The following is a 17,494-nucleotide window of genomic DNA, read 5'->3' as shown; positions in this document are numbered from 1 at the left end:
ACCAGAATAAATAACAAAAATTCTTTTCGATATGAAACCAACATGGACCGGTGTATATCCGGCAATTACAACCAAGTTTAAAGAGAACGGAGAGCTGGATATCCCGGCATTTCTTAAAAACATCGATTATCAGGTAGAATCCGGAGTTTCCGGCATTATCGTGGGCGGTTCACTGGGGGAATCCAGTACCTTAAGTGCAGCGGAAAAACTGAAGCTTGTAGAGGTCCTGCAGCCTTATCGTAAGAAAGTACCGGTTATTATGAATATTGCCGAGTCAAGTACAGTCAGGGCCATAGAAGCTGCCAGACTTGCTGAAGAGGGCGGAGCAGACGGATTGATGTTGCTTCCTCCGCTTTTATACAAGGCTGATGCAGAGGAAACCGTGGCTTATTTCAGGGAAGTAGCTGAATCCACATCGCTCCCTATCCTTTTATACAATAATCCGGTGGATTATAAAATTGAGATAACCATTCCGATGTTTGAGCAGTTGAAAGATGTTCCGAATATAGAAGCCGTAAAGGAGTCAACACGCGATGTGACCAATGTGGTTCGCATGCGCAACGCCTTCGGTTCACGCTTTAAAATTATGGGTGGAGTTGATACGCTGTGCCTGGAGACATTAATGCTTGGAGCTGATGGCCTGGTGGCCGGTTTGGTCTGTGCCTTTCCCAGGGAAACAGTTGTTTTATTCGAACTGGCAAAAGCCGGTAAGTTTAATGAAGCAGTCAAATTATACCATTGGTTTATGCCGCTTCTGGAGTTGGATATTCATCCTAAGTTGGTTCAGTATATCAAACTGGCTGAAGTTTATACCGGTATCGGAACCGAATACGTAAGACCACCACGCCAGATGATCTCCGGTTCTGAACGGGAAAAGATTGTTGGAATTATTGAACAGGCGCTGAAAAACAAACCAAAATTTTAAGATGCAGACATTAAAAGATATCATAAATTCAAAACTTGAAAAGGCGACAGCAGCATTTCCGGTATACCGAGCGCTGTCGGGAAGACAAAGGGCTGATTTTTTGAGGTCAGTAAGTGACGAAATTAATAATCTGGGAGATAAACTTGTTGAGACTGTGATGCAGGAAACTTTTCTGCCGGAAGGTCGTGTCCGTGGTGAGATGGGCCGAACGACCGGACAACTGAATAAGTTTGCTGATCTGCTTGATGAAGGCTCATGGCTTGAAGCTACAATTGACGTAGGTGATCCGAAGCGTGAACCACTTCCTAAACCGGATCTCCGGAAAATGATGGTTCCACTCGGTCCCGTCGTGGTTTTTGGTGCCGGGAACTTTCCTTTGGCTTTTTCTGTAGCCGGAGGAGATACCGCATCGGCACTGGCCGGTGGAAATCCTGTTGTGGTAAAAGGCCATCCGGCGCATCACCGTACAGGCGAACTGGTGGCCGGAGCCATTAGCACAGCAGTTGGGAAAGCCGGATTACCTGAAGGAGTGTTTGGTTTTATTCAGGATGCTTCCTATGAGTCGGGACAGTTGCTGGTACAGCATCCCATGACCAAAGCGGTTGGTTTTACCGGTTCACAAAAAGGGGGAAGAGCTTTGTATAATCTGGCTGCACAGCGCGATAAACCTATTCCTGTATTTGCAGAGATGGGGAGTGTGAATCCTGTGGTCATCCTGAAAGAAGCATTACAGCATAATTATGAAACCATAGCAGCTAAGCTTGTAGCTTCAGTGAATCAGAATGCGGGTCAGTTTTGTACCAATCCGGGATTGATTATTACAACACGCACGGATGGATTCAATGCCTTTATTGAACAGGTTTCATCACAGGTGAAGACTGCCTCAGGCGCAAAAATGTTCAGCGACAGTGTATTACGGAATTACAGGCTCAATGCAGATAAAATGTTTACACACTCTGAGGTAAAACTGATAGAGCGTGGTGCAGATGAGGTGGATCAGGATGTGGTAATGCCGGTACTGGCGATGGTCAGAGGTTCTGATTTTATGGCTAAGCCAACGCTGCATGAAGAAGTCTTTGGGCCGTTCAGCCTGATTGTGGCCTGTGATACTGACGCACAGTTTTCAGAAGTGCTACAGTCACTTGAAGGCCAGCTTACAGCAACGGTCCATGCGACGGAAAAAGAGCTTGCTCAACGGAAGGATGTGGTGGATGTCTTGTTGCAAAAATGCGGCAGACTGTTACTGAACGGTGTTCCTACCGGAGTTGAGGTCTGTGCAGCGATGCAGCATGGCGGACCTTATCCGGCCAGTACGGATGCCCGTTTTACTTCGGTTGGTGTATCGGCTGTTAAGCGCTTCGTCCGCCCTGTCAGTTACCAGGATTTTCCGGATGCATTGCTGCCGGATGAACTGAAAAATGGCAATCCGCTGAATATCATGCGGGTCGTGAACAATGTTTGGACAAAAGATAAAATATAACTCCCTCTGTAAAAAGGTTAAAAGCCTCCCCTTTAGGGGAGGTTGGAGGGGTAAAATAATTAATTTCAATTTATGGCAAGGCGTACATTTTTCTGTATTGACGGACACACCTGCGGTAATCCGGTGCGTGTGGTAGCCGGTGGAGGACCTAACCTGAAAGGCCGGTCCATTTTTGAGAAGCGGGAGCATTTTATGCAGGAATACGACTGGATCAGAACCGGGCTTATGTTTGAACCAAGGGGGCACGAGCAGATGTCAGGCAGTTTTATTTTTCCGCCTGAGAATCCGCAAAACGATGCAGGGATTCTGTTTATCGAAACCAGTGGGTGCCTGCCGATGTGTGGACATGGAACCATAGGAACCGTGACCATTGCCATTGAGGAGGGATTGATTACTCCTCAAACGCCCGGAAAATTGCGTTTGGAAACCCCGGCAGGATTGGTTTTGGCTCACTATAAGCAGAATGAAAAAGGGAAGGTCACATCTGTAAAGATTGTAAATATCCCTTCGTTTTTATATAAAACAGGCCTTAAGGTCGTGAGTCCGCATTTGGGTGAACTGACTGTGGATGTGGCGTACGGAGGAAATTTTTATGCCATTGTGGATGAACAGCCCAATTACTCAGGGATGCAGAATTTTACGGCAGATGAGCTGATCACATTCAGTCGCGATATACGTAAACGGCTGAATGAGCTCTATACCTTTGTCCATCCGCAAAATGAGAAAATTTCGGGTCTGAGCCATGTATTGTGGACCGGAGATACCATGAGTAAGGAAGCCGATGCACGCAATGCTGTGTTTTATGGTGAAAAGGCCATTGATCGCTGTCCCTGCGGAACCGGAACTTCTGCCCGGATGGCACAGTGGTTTTCAAAAGGAAAACTGGATGTTGGTTCAACATTTTTACATGAAAGTATCATTGGCAGTCAGTTTACAGGCCGGGTAGAGGAACATGTGAAAATAGGTGAGTTCGATGCCATCGTGCCATCAATAGAAGGCTGGGCCATGGTTACCGGATATAACCATATAATTATTGATGATGACGATCCGTATGCACACGGTTTTCGTGTGGCAGGTAAACTGTAAGTGTATATGAAGAAGAAAGTAATAATAATCGGGGCAGGTACAGTGGGTTTGCACTGTGCCTTTTTCCTGAATCAGGCAGGATTTGAAGTTGAGGTCATTGATGATCGGGCGAAAGATGATTATTCAAACTGCTCATTCGGCAACTGTGGTTACATTACGCCCAGTCATTTTGTTCCACTGGCATCACCATCCATGTTGCAGGCGGGACTGAAAATGTTGTTCGATCCAACCGGCCCAGTTTACTTTCCCCTGTCGAAGAATATTAAAAAACTGCCCTGGTTCATGAAATTTGTCCGGTCCGCTAACTCAAAGCAGGTCAGAGAAGTTGCACCCACATTATATAAGTTAAACGAACAGAGCAGAAAACTCTATGAATTGCTGACCTTAAAATATGAGGCACAATCAGATCTTGTTGAAAATGGCTTATTGATGGCTTCAGTCAGCGAGGAAGGGTTTAAGGAGGAGATCGAACTGACGGAGATGGCTGGCTTACTGGGCATTGAAACCAAAATTTACAGGTCGGGTGAATTAAAGGATATTGAACCGGACCTTGAGTTTAATATTGCCGGTGCTGTTTTATATAAGAGCGATGCTCACATTCATCCGCAAAAGCATATGATGTGGCTTAGGAACAGGTTGCTTGAAAATGGTGTTGGCATCAGAGACGGTATTCAGATCGATCGTATTCTTACTTCAAAAGGCCGGATTGAATCCATAATGGCAAAAGATAAAGTGTTCAAAGCCGATGAATATGTGATAGCTGCCGGCGCCAAATCATCTGACCTTGCTAAACTGGCAGGGATAAGGCTTCCCGTCATAGCAGGGAAGGGATACAGTATGGACTTCGTCGATTCCGCAGTTAAACTGCATACTCCTGTTATTCTGACCGAAGCGCGGGTGGCTTTAACACCGCTTAAAGATGGTTTGCGTCTGGGTAGCGGAATGGAGTTTAGTGGTGAGACCGGCCATGTAAGATTAAAAAGAGTGCAGGCGATGCTGGACAGGACGCATCATGCCATCCCTTCCATTCCTTCTGCTGAAGCAGAAAAACTGAATATATGGGAGGGATTAAGGCCTTTAAGTCCTGATGGTGTACCGTTTATCGGAAGAACCCAAAAACTACATAACCTGCTTTTTGCCACCGGGCATGCCATGATGGGCATGAGTCTTGGGCCGGTAACAGGGCAAATAATCAACGATGTGATTGCTGGAAACAAAACAGATTTTAATATGGATTATCTGCATCCCGACAGGTTTTCTTAATCAATTAATAATGAGAAGTGAAGCATGAATTAGTGGTAATCATTGTTGTCCGGCTAAAAACCAATATTACGTAAAGATTCTTCGCTTCATTTTACTGCGCTCAGAATGACAGTCTTTTAGGTTCATATGGGGCTGGAGGATGGGTTGGTTTGCGAATTTGTCGCAAATCAACCCATCCTCCAGCCAAAAGCCATCAAATGCCTGTCATTCCGAGTGAAGCGAGGAATCTATGAGGCTTTATCCGGACAACAAAAATTAGGGATTAACAATTTGGTATGTTTTTCATTGCTGTATACAGCTGTACTTCAAAACACAAAATACCTGATTTACATCTTACGTTTCACGATCAACGATTCACGTCTCACGACAAATGATTCACGTCTTACGACATATGATTCACATTTTAAAGTATTCTGAATATACCTTGGGTATAAAGGTTAATTTATTGACATTCAGTATTAAATGTCGTAAATTGTAATGCTGATATTAGTTGGTCTAACCTCAAAATCCCCATGTTATGAAACGGCTGATTATCCTTCCTCTTCTGTGTATTTTATCCTTTTGTTTAGTTGCTCAATCCGGTTGGATGTGGCAGAATCCCTTACCACAGGGAAACAGCCTGCATGCTGTTTCGATGAGCGGGTCACATTGGGCTGTCGGTGCAGGTGGAACTGTAATACATCATGTTATGCCGGGGGACTATTGGGAAATAGTTGATATCGGTACAACAGAAAATCTGAACGATATATATGTCAATTCCATTGACGGTCATGGCTGGATAGTAGGCGATAAAGGAATCGTTTTTTTTACATCGGATAAGGGTGAAACATGGATCAGGCAAAACAGTGGTATAATCGAAAATCTAAACTCTGTTTCAGCTGTATCGCAGGCTTGTGTATGGGCCTGTGGGAATAAAGGAACAGTTATAAAATCCACTTATGACGGAGAAACAGAATGGGAAAACGTTAGTCCTCCACACAGGGTAAACTTTAATCAGATCAATGCTTACCATTGCAACGAAGCCTGGTTGGTTGGGGATCAGGGTGTTTTAATTTATACCACAAATGGGGGACAGCTGTGGACAAATGGTTTCGCAGGAACTTCATGGGATTTGACGGGCATAGATATGTCAGAAACATCTGTTTCCTATCTGTGTGGCCATTCAGGCACAATCTTAAGCAAAGAATGGGATGTAACAAGCTGGACGAACGAGAATGAATCTTTGGCCTTCAGATTATACAGTATTGTTAAGCAACTCGGGGAACCGGGTTATGCTGTAGGTGATTACGGAACTATTTTCAAAGGTACCGATGGGGTGTGGGAACCAATGGAATCTGAAGTTCCCTACAGCCTGTGGGATATTGATAAGATTTCCCTTGAGGATTACACCTATCAGATTGTTGGGGATCATGGCATCATGTTGAAAAATGATGGCTGGAACAGTGATTTTTCTATTGTTAATGATTTGTGCTGGAACTTTGTACAAGCCGTACAGTTTGTAAATAAGGATACAGGATGGGCCGTTACCAGTGATTATCAGTGGGATACCAGAGATGATGGTGATATTTTGCATACTACCGATGGCGGTCATACCTGGACCATCCAAAAGGAAATGGAGAACTCTTTCAATGATGTGTTCTTTATTAATGAGAATGAGGGATGGGCCGTTGGCAGATATGGAATGATATTACACACCACCAATGGAGGGCAACACTGGGCGACACAAACAAGTCCCGTTAAAGGACTGATAACGTCCGTTTATTTTGTGGATGAAGACAACGGCTGGATCGTGAGCCGAGACAATTGGGGTGAAGTAGCCCATACAACTAATGGTGGTAATACCTGGGTTGCACAGACCAATCCATCCAGAAACCCGATGCATGATGTGTTTTTTATTGATGAAAATATAGGTTGGGCCGCAGGATTGGATTCTTCTGTGATACGAACCACAAATGGTGGAGAAACCTGGCAGTGGTATGATGTCAATGTATCTCAGGGATTTCGTTTTGCATCCGTATTTTTTATTGATGATATGCATGGATGGATGGCAGGTGTATTGGGTGTTATCATGCGGACAACAGACGGCGGTGAAACCTGGCAGGAAGTAGAGAGCGGTGTGGATAAATCATTCAACGATATCTTTTTCATTGATCAGAACCAGGGATGGGTGGTAGGTGATCAGGGAATGATTCTACACTCAATGGATGGAGGACAAACCTGGCATAAACAGATCACCGGTGTTGCTTCCAATCTTTTGAGTGCCGTATTTTTTCTTGATGAAAACACGGGTTGGGTTGGAGGAGAAGCAGGAACTATACTGAAAACCACCAATGGTGGATTTAAGCATCCTTCAGGAACATTCATGGAAAATGGCTTAGGTTTCATGATACCTGATAATGTAGAAACAACAAGTACCATTAATTTAGATGTTGTGGGAACAATAATAAAGAGTGAAGCTATGTCACAGTCCAATAATTCAGTTGTGGAATACCAGATAACAGGGTTGGAACTGATGCTTGATTCTATTATCCATTCAAGAGTGAGTGATCTTGAAATATACCTGTCACACCATGATGTTAAAGTGCCGGTTGTTTATCATGTCACAGATCAGGGTGAGAATTTCATTTGGACCAAGCTCTCAGATTCAGAAACGGATAATATTACAGATGGAACAGCGCCATTTTATGGAAATTTCAAACCATATAATGACTTATCTGCCTTTAACGGCATGGATCCAAATGGTGAATGGACCTTAACTGTAAAGGATACCGAAGAAGGACAAACCGGAATACTGAATGCATGGGGTTTGCGACCCATATTTGAACGATCGGTTTCATCTGCACTTGATGAAACCACTCAACTGTCGGAATTGATTCATTTGTTTCAAAACAGGCCAAATCCATTTTCGGATCATTCCATGATTGCATGGAACAGCAAAGTTTCCGGAAAAACAACCCTGGAAATTTTTGATATTAAGGGACAAAAGATTCTGACATTGCTTGATACTCACATGCCCGCTGGAATGCATGAAATGGATGTTGATGGTTCAAGACTAAACTCAGGAGTTTATTTTTATCAACTCAGTTTAGGTGAATACAGACAGGTTAAAAAAATAATCGTAATAAATAACCAGTAAGTAAGTCCTGAATCAGAGGTTTATCCCGATAAGTTATAGCTATATTTAAAACGGATCATTATACTATTAATTTTATTTGGTATGTGGTGTTGATATTTTAAAACTGGTTATTCCTGTGGTCTCACTGGCTACATTTTTCTCCAGTTCAATGGAGCCGATCTTTAGTTTCAGCAACTGTGGCAGGTATAAACCGGCAATAATAAGAAGCAGTGTTGAAAACGAGATGAGGATATAGTGACCTGTCGTCAGTTTATTCCCTTTATCAGAATATGTCGGCTTTATTGTATTTATGCTCTCCAGCTGATCAACTGAAATCTTATGATTTTTAAGGATGGAGGATATCTCCTGAATCAACCTGTTCTTATCGCTGAAATGAACGGCTGCTAGACTGCTTAATTTGTTCCGGCTGACTGAATCAACCGGCTGAACAGTTGTCAGATAATTCAGAGAACTCTCGTTAAGGGTATAATATTCAGGTTCAGGATTTGACAATGTCTCCGGAAAATAAAAATGCAGCTGGGCAAAAACAAAAATAAAGAAGGCAAGTCCGGATACGAGCCATGGTCCGAATTTGTCAATCAAATGATCTTTATGGCCCACTGTAATTTTTTCACGTACTTTGGCTCTGGCACGCGCAGCTTTATAGTGTTCCGGATTCGACTTTAAAGCTTTGTTAAAATAGCGGTATGCTTCATTCAGCAGATAGCGGTCAACGCTCTTTTCAAGAAAACTTTTTTTCTCAAACAGTTTAATCTTTAAATAACCCAGAGAATAGTAGATATCAGCCAGATCAAGATCCTTGTACAAACGTTTATTGCCATTTTGTGGTTCATGAACTCCCAGCCGGCGCGATCCCTGTTTGGACTTTCCATAAGAGATTGCTTTTCGAAAATGCATTTCTGAAAGTTCAAACAAATCCTGGTCACTCTCACGTTCTTCAGCCTGGATCAGAAATACATCACCTAAGCCGATGTGCGCATCCACATTGTAGAAGTCAGTTTTTATAATGGATTTATATTCGTTTTCAGCTTTGTCAAACTCCTTTTGTTTGATATAAACCGTGGCCAGATTATTTCTGATATCCATATTATAGGCATCAAGCTTAAGGGCCGATTTAAAATGTTCCACCGCATCAGCAAAACTGTGGTTGTTGATGCATATAAGGCCAAGCAGGTTGAGATTACCCGTCGATTCCGGATTTATGGCAAGCGCTTTTCTGACACAGGCTTCTGCCTTTTGGTACTGTTCGTCAGAAAAGTGCATAAAGGCAAGATCAAAAAAAGTATCCTCATTACACAACTTTACCCTGCTGATACGTTCTGCTTCATTAATATTTTTTTTAATCTTCCAGTGAAGTGAAAGATCCGGTTTCAAAAGTTTGCGGTTTTTTTCATGAAGAAGAGCATTCCAATCCTTTAGCATGGCCGTGTTATTAAGATCTCTCATCGCACTTTTGGCGAACATCTCTTCTGCACGGTCAAAATCTTTATCAATTTCGTTATAGAGCGAACCAAGATAATACCAGTTGATGGCTTGATCCGAAAAGTTAAAATCGTTGTTTAACTGTTTACGGTACATCTGCATCGTTTGGTACCATTTTTCATTCGCTTCCTTGTGCTTTCCCATACGTCCGGTATAATGGGCGATATTGTGAAACGCATAAATATAGTCTCCGTCAAATGCGTTCAAGGCTTCTTCAAAGCACTGGATTCCTTCTTCAAAACGGTTAAGATTGACCATGGCGTTGCCCAGATCAAAAAGAATGTAGCTTTTAATATTAGGAAAGTCGGTGATGCTTTCATGTAGCAGATGTGACAGAGCCATCCGGAAAGCCCCTACGGCTTTTTCATTATCTTTTAAAGAGTAATAGAACATATTTCCCAGTTCCCAGAATCCCCGGGCAGAATGGTTTTGTTTTGCAAATTCTTCAAAGGCTTTAACCTCATCATCCCTGTAGCTCAGATATTGAATATTCATTCCCCAATAATATAATCCATCCAACGATTTTTCTTTTGTATCGAGTGATTTTCTGAACTGTTCAATTCCTTTTTTAAGTGTAACTTCCATATTGCTTTTATCAGCAAGCGGAGCCAGGCGCATATAGCATTCGCCTTTATTTATCAGATAGGTTGCATGTTCTGGTTTAAGGGAAGATAAATCCGTATAAATCTTTAATGCTTCATTTATTAGGCTTACACTTTCATTTATCTCTGTATATAATGCCAGATCCAGCAGGCGTTGCGCCTTTTCCGTTTTTGCCAGAGTATAATCCGGCGAAACGGCGCTTGCATTGGTATAGTGCACAATGGCATTCTGGAGATGGTTGCGTTTTTTATCCGGTTCACTGTAAAGCAGACTCAACCTGAAAAAGCATAAACCGGAGTTAAAATATGAATAGACATATGTTTTGTCCTTTTTTATAATTTGTGCATAAATATCAATAGCGTCGCAAAGCGTTTGTTCCTTTTGGGTATCAGGAACATATTTAGAAAGTTCGAAATAAACATTGCCCTTGTCATTCAGTGTTTCTGGCTTGCCGCCATTTTTTAAACAGGCCTCATCAAAATAGCTGGCTGCATGTTGTAAATATTCTGTTTTTCGGGTTCTGTCTGGTTCTGAAGAGGCAAGACGTTCATAATACTTTGCAATATTGATGTAACTGTCTGCTCTGTTTTTGTCTGCTTTAATAACTCTGCGAAACGTTTTATATGCTTTTTCAAGGTATGAACGCTGTTCTTCTTTTGATATTTCTGATAATGCAAAGAATATCAATCCAAGCTGATTGAGAAAAAGCGTATCTTTCGCATCCGTTTCTATTGCGGCCATGGATGCGGTTTTGGCAAGGTTTAAAATAATCAGTTTGTGTTCAGAGGTTTGAAAATTTTCGGATCCCGTTTGCAGTCGTTGAGCTACTGAGTTTAGTATTTGTCCTGAATTCTTACTGTTGATTAATATTAGGTTGAAGTCTGATTCCGCTTTTTTTACAAGTTCTGCCTTTTGTTCACTTTCATATTCTGCCAGACGAAGCTGCAATTCTATATTATTGGCCAGTTTTAGTGCATCATACCCAACAACTGATATTCCCTTCTCATTGCTTTTAACAGCAACACTCAGATGATTTGCTTTAAACGTCTGATCTGCTTCAAGTTTGCTTAACTCCACAAACACAAGTGCTTTGTTAAAGTAGGCCCAGCTTGCATTTGAATTCAGACGGATATTCTTGTCATAATTTTCAAGAGCCTTATCGAAATTTTCTCTTTTTTGTGAATTGTCTTCCAATAACCCCAGATGATAATAGCAGTTTCCCAGATCAGTAAACCGGTCAGCATCAACAGTTGTTTTGGTATAAGCTTCATAATGAAAGATTGCTTTTTGAAGATACTCTTTCTGTTTTTTCTGATCCTTTACACTGTTGTATAAACTATAATAGGCCAATCCTGCCGGTTTGTGCGTATCAGAAGTATTTCCGTCCACGTCAAGCGCCTGCTCATAAAGTTCGGTGGCTTTTAAAAAGTCTTTATCCTGCATGCATTGTTCCGCTGCTTTAAGAATTTCGTCCAGCTTACTGCGTTCAGGTGTGTTATCAGCATTGTTCGTATCTGTATCTGTAGCCATGTTTTTTGCTTTTAGGTTGAACCGGATTCCTGGGGACTGTAATTTTAAAAGTGGTGTCTGACTGCAACTTTTTACATCAGACACCACTTCAGGGCAATTTACTTGATAGTAATTGTATAACGAGTCGTTTAACCCATATTTATGAAAGTGTTATGGATTAATATAAAAAAGTACCCTTGGGAGGGCTAACCCGGTATATGCCGGGTATATCTTTCAGTTCTGCCTGAATCCGAATCCTGTTATTACTTTTTAACACCATGTTATGTAATATTAATATTCTCAGTAAAATATGCGTTTACATAAAGCGTTTGAAAAGAACCATAATATAGCACTAATCAAATGCATATTGGAGCATGAATTCTGTTGCTGTTAATATAAGGGGCATGTATTGATGGATGGTGCTTACAGCCTCAACGTCTGAATGTTTTGTTTTTTGTAGCCGTAAAACATACAGCATCGTAATTCAATACCAGACTGTTTCAAGTCTGCCCGGTTATATTAAGTGTCAAATGCAGGTGAATACGATATGAGGTTTTTAATGTATAATAATTCAAATACCAAAGTGAGGCTTTAATTGTTTCAAAATTACGATATTAGCCGCTATGATATGATTAATCCTGTATCATTATTTTATTTAATTTAGATTAAATAATGATAAAAGGAGGGTAAGCTTAAGATAAAACGGTTAAAATATAAGTAAAGGCATAAAGTATATTGTCTTTTATTAGGGAAGCAATTTAATAATGAGAATATGCGCATTGAAAAATATTTCAGTAAATTGCATTTTAGTTAAGGATGTACGTATTAAAATTACTCATAAGTATTGTCATTTTTGCTTGTGGAGAGGTATCGTTTGAAATTGATTCAGATAATTTCAGGGGGAATCAGCACAGGAATAAAATGGAAATTAAGGGAAATGATCCACGGAATTTGTTTGCACCGGACGCTCTTAACCTTAAACTGTTCAGTAATGCAGGTAGTGCAGGTCTTGATCAGATGAATGCACTGGCAGTTGAACGTCAGAGAAATAAGAATATTATCGTCATTCAAAGGTGGTTCGTTATTTTTCTTAGTGTCTTTGCGGTTTGGCTGATTTTTTTGTTGAGAACAAATCTAAAAAGTAAAAAGAAGATCCGCCGGCTTTATGCAGATCTTGAACAATACAATAAAAAACTTGAAGATCTCAACAGGAACAAGGATAAGTATCTTTCCATTATTTCTCATGATTTAAGGGCTCCGCTTGGCAGCATAAAAGAGTTGCTGCAGATTTACATTGATGAGGATGATTTACCGGATAAGGAGCAGTTGAAAGTATTATATGCTGAGGTGGATCATACCAATGCGTTGCTGGAGGATTTACTGAGTTGGTCTAAAATACAGTTCGATAAGCAAAAGCTGTTTTACGAAGAATTCAGGCTGCAGGATATTGTCAGCAGGGTATTGAATGCTCTGATGATTATTATACATAAAAAACGCATTGATCTTGAGGTGTCTGTTGATCCGGAAATAATGGTTTATGCTGACCGGAATATGGTAAAAATGGTTTTGCGCAATCTGATTTCAAATGCCTTAAAGTTTACCAGGAAAGATGGTAAGGTTTCGCTTAGTGCCTATCTCACGGACGATCAAAAGGTTTGTATCGTTATGCAGGATACGGGTGTGGGCATTGCAGCAGACCGGCTGGAAACTATTTTTGATCCGGCCCGGGTTGTTTCTACTCCGGGAACAGAAAATGAAAGTGGAACAGGACTCGGACTGGTCTTGTGTAACGAGTTCATCAAATTAAACCATGGTTCAATAAGGATTGACAGTGAACAGGGAAGGGGAACAACCATTACTGTTCTTTTAAATTCATCAGAACAGAAAAACTGATCCTAATTGGTCCAGAATGAACGGGTGAAAAGGGAGAGGATAGTATAAATTTCCAGTCGGCCCACCAGCATCAAAAATGTAAGGACAAGCTTGGCTGCTTCCGGTAAATGTGCAAAATTGCTGACCGGTCCAACAGTTCCAAGTCCCGGACCAATACCGGCCATGCAGGTGGCAACGGCACTGACAGACGTTCTGTCATCCAAACCCAGTGCGACCATCGTCAGGCTCCCTGCAACAAAAACCATAATGTATACGGTAACAAATGTCAGAATGGAATTATTCGTCTCTTCTGATATCGGCGATTTATTAAGTTTTACCGGAATGACAGCATTCGAAGACAATAGCTGGCGAAAAACGCGTCGGATGTTTCTGAAAACAATCAGGTGACGAACCATCTTTATCCCACCGGCTGTAGATCCGGTACTGCCACCCAAAAACATGGCGAAAAATATCAAAACCCAGGCAAATACAGGCCAGGTCAGATAGTCAGCAGATGCAAAACCAGTACAGGTAACAATGGAAATGACCTGAAAGAATGCTGCCCTGAAGGATTCCTCCAGCGGCAAATGCATTTTAAAATAGAGTGATCCTGTTATCATCAGGCCGACAACAAGTACAATCAGGAGATAGAATTTCAGTTCATCATTGTTGGAAATCCGTTTGAATTTTCCCTTCACAATAAAGTAATGCACCACAAAATTGGTTCCGGCCAGAAGCATGAAAATCATGATAACATACTGAATGTAAGGGGAGTATTCTGCAATGCTGGTGTTTTTAGGGGAGAACCCTCCCGTTGCTACTGTTCCGAAAGCGTGGCATACACTGTCAAAAAGTGGCATATGACCAAACAGCAGAAATATGACTTCAGCGAAGGTCAGAAAAAGATAAATATAAAGCAGCCTAAGCCCTACCGATTTAATCTTGGGCTGGATCTTTTCCTGTAAGGAGGATTCCAGGGTAAACAAGTGATAACCTCCGAGATGAAGAGCAGGCATCACCACGATAACCAGTACAATTATACCAATTCCACCAATCCAGTGTGTCATGCTGCGCCAGAATAAAATGGATTTTGGCAATGCTTCAATATCCACTAGAATGGATGAGCCGGTAGTTGTAAAACCGGAAACGGATTCAAAAAATGCATTTACAAAACCGGGAATAGCACCGGATATAATGTAAGGCAGACAGCCGAAAAACGCGATAACAAGCCAGGAAATGGTAACTGTTACATAGGCTTCACGTTTGCTGACATTCACATCATTGCCGGAGCGTCTGGATAAAAGAAAGAATATCAGGCCCGGAATTAAAGCAAATAAAAACGTATATAAAAATGGTTTAACGTCTTCCGAATAGTGGAGGGCAATACCCGCACAGCTTAGTACCGCACCGGCTATGATAAATAAATTTCGGCTTAAAACCTTTAAAATAATCCTGGAGTCTACTTTACTCATATCATGCTTCAAATTCTCTTCCTTCGTTTAAGAAAGGTCTTTTTCAGTCGTACCCGAAATCTAAGGTGCTGCAAAGTTAGTTCTATTTTGTTTTTAATGTCCTGTTTGAGCAGAAAGTTTATTTAAAACTTTAATTTTTGAAAGAGTCCAAATACCGCTATGGGCGTTACCATTGATACAAGTATTTGAAAAATATACTATTAACTGAAGTATTGTTGGGTTTGGAACCGGTGTTGGAAGTCTGATGAAACAGAGTATTTTTGCACTGAGAATATTCTCATTAATTTTTTCACTATGCAGATTCCGGTAAAAGTTTCAACTCATAATTTCAGAGCGTTTATCTGGCATGCGGCTTTTCTTGCCCTGGCACAAAGCTTTATGGATGTAGACACCGTCATACCGGCAATGCTGGTAGAAGCCGGTGGTAATGCGTTTCATATTGGATTAATGACGGCAATTCTTATGGGAGGATCGAGTCTTACGCAGCTTTTTTTTGCTCCCTTTATCAGTAACCGGCCTTTTAAGAAAAGCATATTGTTGACCGGTATAAATTTACGTGTGCTGGCACTAATCAGCCTGGGGATGCTATTGTTTTATATGTCGGGAAAGCATTCAGATATGATTCTGTACCTTATTTTTGCCTTAATTTCCTTGTTCGCTCTTGGAGGTGCCTTTGCTAATATTGCTTACATGGATATTATAGGGAAGTCTATAAATCCTGAGAAACGAAAAAAATTCTTTTCAATCCGGCAGATCATTATTGGCGTGGCTGTTCTCATATCTGCTTTTACAGCAAAACAAATTATAACTGCCAAAGCTTTCCCGGTAAACTATGCTTACACTTTTCTGATTGGCGGATTACTATTGTTAACAGCTTCAGGAGGATTCTGGCGAATCAGGGAGCATGTGAGCTCACATATGAGGATCAGCAGTATTACAGATTTTTTCCGGATCATGAAAACTGAGATCAGGGAGAATGAAAAACTGGTCTGGTTTCTGGGATTTATAAATACACAGGGAATAGCCATTTCATTTTTGCCGTTTGTTGTGTTGTATGCCAAAACCATGTTTAATGCTGGCAGTACCGACACAGGCGTGTTCCTGTTAAACAAGATTATCGGCGTGGTCCTGGTAAGCGTTTTTGTCCTGCTTTTCTCAGGTAAGGTGAAATACAGGTACATGCTTATGACCAATGTGTTTTTGTCCGTGTTGCTGGCATCATCTGTGCTGATTATTAACGACCTGATTGCAATACGCTATCTGTTCATCATTGGAGGGATCATCTTTTCATTGTATAACATCAGCATGAATGGTGTATTACTGGAGGTTTCAGGAAACGAAAACAGGGCATTATACGCAGGTTTTGCCGGAGCCGGAAATATTCTGCCGGCCATATTCCCCTTGCTTGGGGGCTGGTTGATCCAAAAGGCAGGATTTGCTACATTCTTCGGATTATTCATCATAATCGTGCTGAGTGCACTGTATTTTATCCGAAAGATGAATTGTCAAAAGTGATTTGTATGTTATCTTTATCTCTCAGAAACAAAATACTGATGATATGAAAAATTGCCCCAATTGTAACGCTGAACTGGAAGATAATTTTAACCTGTGCTGGAATTGCAATTACAGTCTGACGGATCAAGAAATAATACCGGAGGACGAATTTGATGAGGGACACAGAAACCTTAATTGCCTGCGCTGCGATGTTAAAATGAAATATTCCGGAGTTTATAAATTTCACGAAGGATTTAATACGGGAGTCCTTGGGGGGTTGTTTGAACTTTTAGTCAACAAGGAAAGTTTTGAACTTTACCTGTGTCCGAAGTGCGGAAAAGTTGAATTCTTCAGTCCGTTAGTATGAAATCCACCAGGAAACAGAGGTAAGTTACGGCATATGCCTTAATCTTCTCACTCTGGCTTATATCCAATTTTCCTGCGCTCTTTTTGCTCTGTTTCCTGTTGATCTTTTTTAAGCAGGTAGTTGATTGCCTGGGCAACATCAGAAAATTTTCCTTCCAGATCTTTTAAACGGACTGCAAGTTCTTTATAGGTTAACGCATATTGGCGCAGGTAAACAAAAGCGCGTACGATCTGAATATTGACTTCTATGGCTTTTGAACTTCGTAAAACACTGGATAACATGGCCACTCCTTGTTCTGTAAAAACAAAAGGTGTGGCGGGACTGAATTTCACACCTTCCGGCAGGTTATCACAATTTGTGATAAGCTTCTTCCATTCTTCCCGGGTAAGTTGAAACATAAAGTCTGACGGAAATCGCTCTATATTTCGCTTTACCGCTTGTTTTAGTTTTCTGTTTTCTGTTTCATAAAGTTTAGCCAGATCAAAATCCAGCATCACATTATGCCCTCTGATTTCATAAATTTTGCGTTGAATGCCTTGAAGTTGCATAGTTGTTTAGGTTTTAAATTCATCGTTATAAATCGATTTAAATATAAAGGCTTGCCAGTTGTCACAAAGATCGGCCCCATGTACATAAGTAGAATAAAACAGATTTAATACCTGTTTAGGGTTGTTTTTTTATTTGATCCTAAAAATATAAAATTTGAACCAAGCACCTAATAGTTGATTAAACAAATATGTTAAAAAATAATGTAATGTTAAAGCAAGGATTGGTTTCCAACTGCCGGTTTTACGGCATTTTAAAG

At 41.0% G+C, this 17,494-nt stretch carries 11 protein-coding genes; 8 read left to right on the top strand and 3 right to left on the bottom strand.

Going from position 1 to position 17,494, the window contains the following annotated elements:
• Window positions 1–31 precede the first annotated feature (31 nt).
• The 5 genes from ACE1EF_RS05055 to ACE1EF_RS05035 all read left to right on the top strand — a co-directional run bounded on the left by ACE1EF_RS05055 (window position 32) and on the right by ACE1EF_RS05035 (window position 7,890).
• Window positions 32–925, top strand: a complete 894-nt coding sequence (locus ACE1EF_RS05055) for a dihydrodipicolinate synthase family protein (protein WP_375719534.1) — start codon at window positions 32–34, stop codon at window positions 923–925.
• Window position 926: 1 nt separating this feature from the next.
• Window positions 927–2,405, top strand: a complete 1,479-nt coding sequence (locus ACE1EF_RS05050) for an aldehyde dehydrogenase (NADP(+)) (RefSeq protein WP_375719533.1) — start codon at window positions 927–929, stop codon at window positions 2,403–2,405.
• A 72-nt stretch (window positions 2,406–2,477) separates the two neighbouring features.
• Window positions 2,478–3,491, top strand: a complete 1,014-nt coding sequence (locus ACE1EF_RS05045; protein WP_375719532.1) for a 4-hydroxyproline epimerase — start codon at window positions 2,478–2,480, stop codon at window positions 3,489–3,491.
• Between the two features lie 6 nt (window positions 3,492–3,497).
• Window positions 3,498–4,754, top strand: a complete 1,257-nt coding sequence (locus ACE1EF_RS05040) for an NAD(P)/FAD-dependent oxidoreductase (RefSeq protein WP_375719531.1) — start codon at window positions 3,498–3,500, stop codon at window positions 4,752–4,754.
• Window positions 4,755–5,271: 517 nt separating this feature from the next.
• A complete protein-coding gene (locus ACE1EF_RS05035; protein WP_375719530.1) occupies window positions 5,272–7,890 on the top strand; it encodes a YCF48-related protein in 2,619 nt (872 codons plus the stop codon).
• 72 nt (window positions 7,891–7,962) lie between these two features.
• Here the strand turns inward: ACE1EF_RS05035 and ACE1EF_RS05030 are convergent, their stop codons facing one another.
• Window positions 7,963–11,505 carry a tetratricopeptide repeat protein gene (locus ACE1EF_RS05030; protein ID WP_375719529.1) on the bottom strand — a complete coding sequence of 1,181 codons (3,543 nt, stop codon included), beginning with the start codon at window positions 11,503–11,505 and terminating at the stop codon, window positions 7,963–7,965.
• A gap of 795 nt (window positions 11,506–12,300) precedes the next feature.
• On the opposite strand from ACE1EF_RS05030, the gene ACE1EF_RS05025 reads away from it, so the two are divergent.
• Window positions 12,301–13,377 carry a sensor histidine kinase gene (locus ACE1EF_RS05025; RefSeq protein ID WP_375719528.1) on the top strand — a complete coding sequence of 359 codons (1,077 nt, stop codon included), beginning with the start codon at window positions 12,301–12,303 and terminating at the stop codon, window positions 13,375–13,377.
• 2 nt (window positions 13,378–13,379) lie between these two features.
• Here the strand turns inward: ACE1EF_RS05025 and ACE1EF_RS05020 are convergent, their stop codons facing one another.
• Entirely contained in the window at window positions 13,380–14,828 is a 1,449-nt protein-coding gene (locus tag ACE1EF_RS05020; RefSeq protein ID WP_375719527.1) for a TrkH family potassium uptake protein, read from the bottom strand.
• Window positions 14,829–15,122: 294 nt separating this feature from the next.
• Between ACE1EF_RS05020 and ACE1EF_RS05015 the strand changes: the two genes are divergently transcribed.
• Entirely contained in the window at window positions 15,123–16,343 is a 1,221-nt protein-coding gene (locus ACE1EF_RS05015) for an MFS transporter (protein WP_375719526.1), read from the top strand.
• Window positions 16,344–16,386: 43 nt separating this feature from the next.
• Window positions 16,387–16,689 (top strand): hypothetical protein, encoded by a 303-nt coding sequence (locus ACE1EF_RS05010; RefSeq protein WP_375719525.1) that lies wholly within the window; start codon window positions 16,387–16,389, stop codon window positions 16,687–16,689.
• 47 nt (window positions 16,690–16,736) lie between these two features.
• Here ACE1EF_RS05010 and ACE1EF_RS05005 read toward each other — a convergent pair whose 3' ends face one another.
• Window positions 16,737–17,237 (bottom strand): ORF6N domain-containing protein, encoded by a 501-nt coding sequence (locus tag ACE1EF_RS05005; RefSeq protein ID WP_375719524.1) that lies wholly within the window; start codon window positions 17,235–17,237, stop codon window positions 16,737–16,739.
• Window positions 17,238–17,494: the final 257 nt, after the last annotated feature.

The sequence above is a fragment of the Quyinboa sediminis genome (genome assembly GCF_042219855.1).
Classification (GTDB): Bacteria; Bacteroidota; Bacteroidia; order Bacteroidales; family UBA5342; genus JBHJHP01.
Note: the sequence above shows the minus strand (reverse complement) of the source record. Positions and strands in the feature narration are given on the sequence as shown.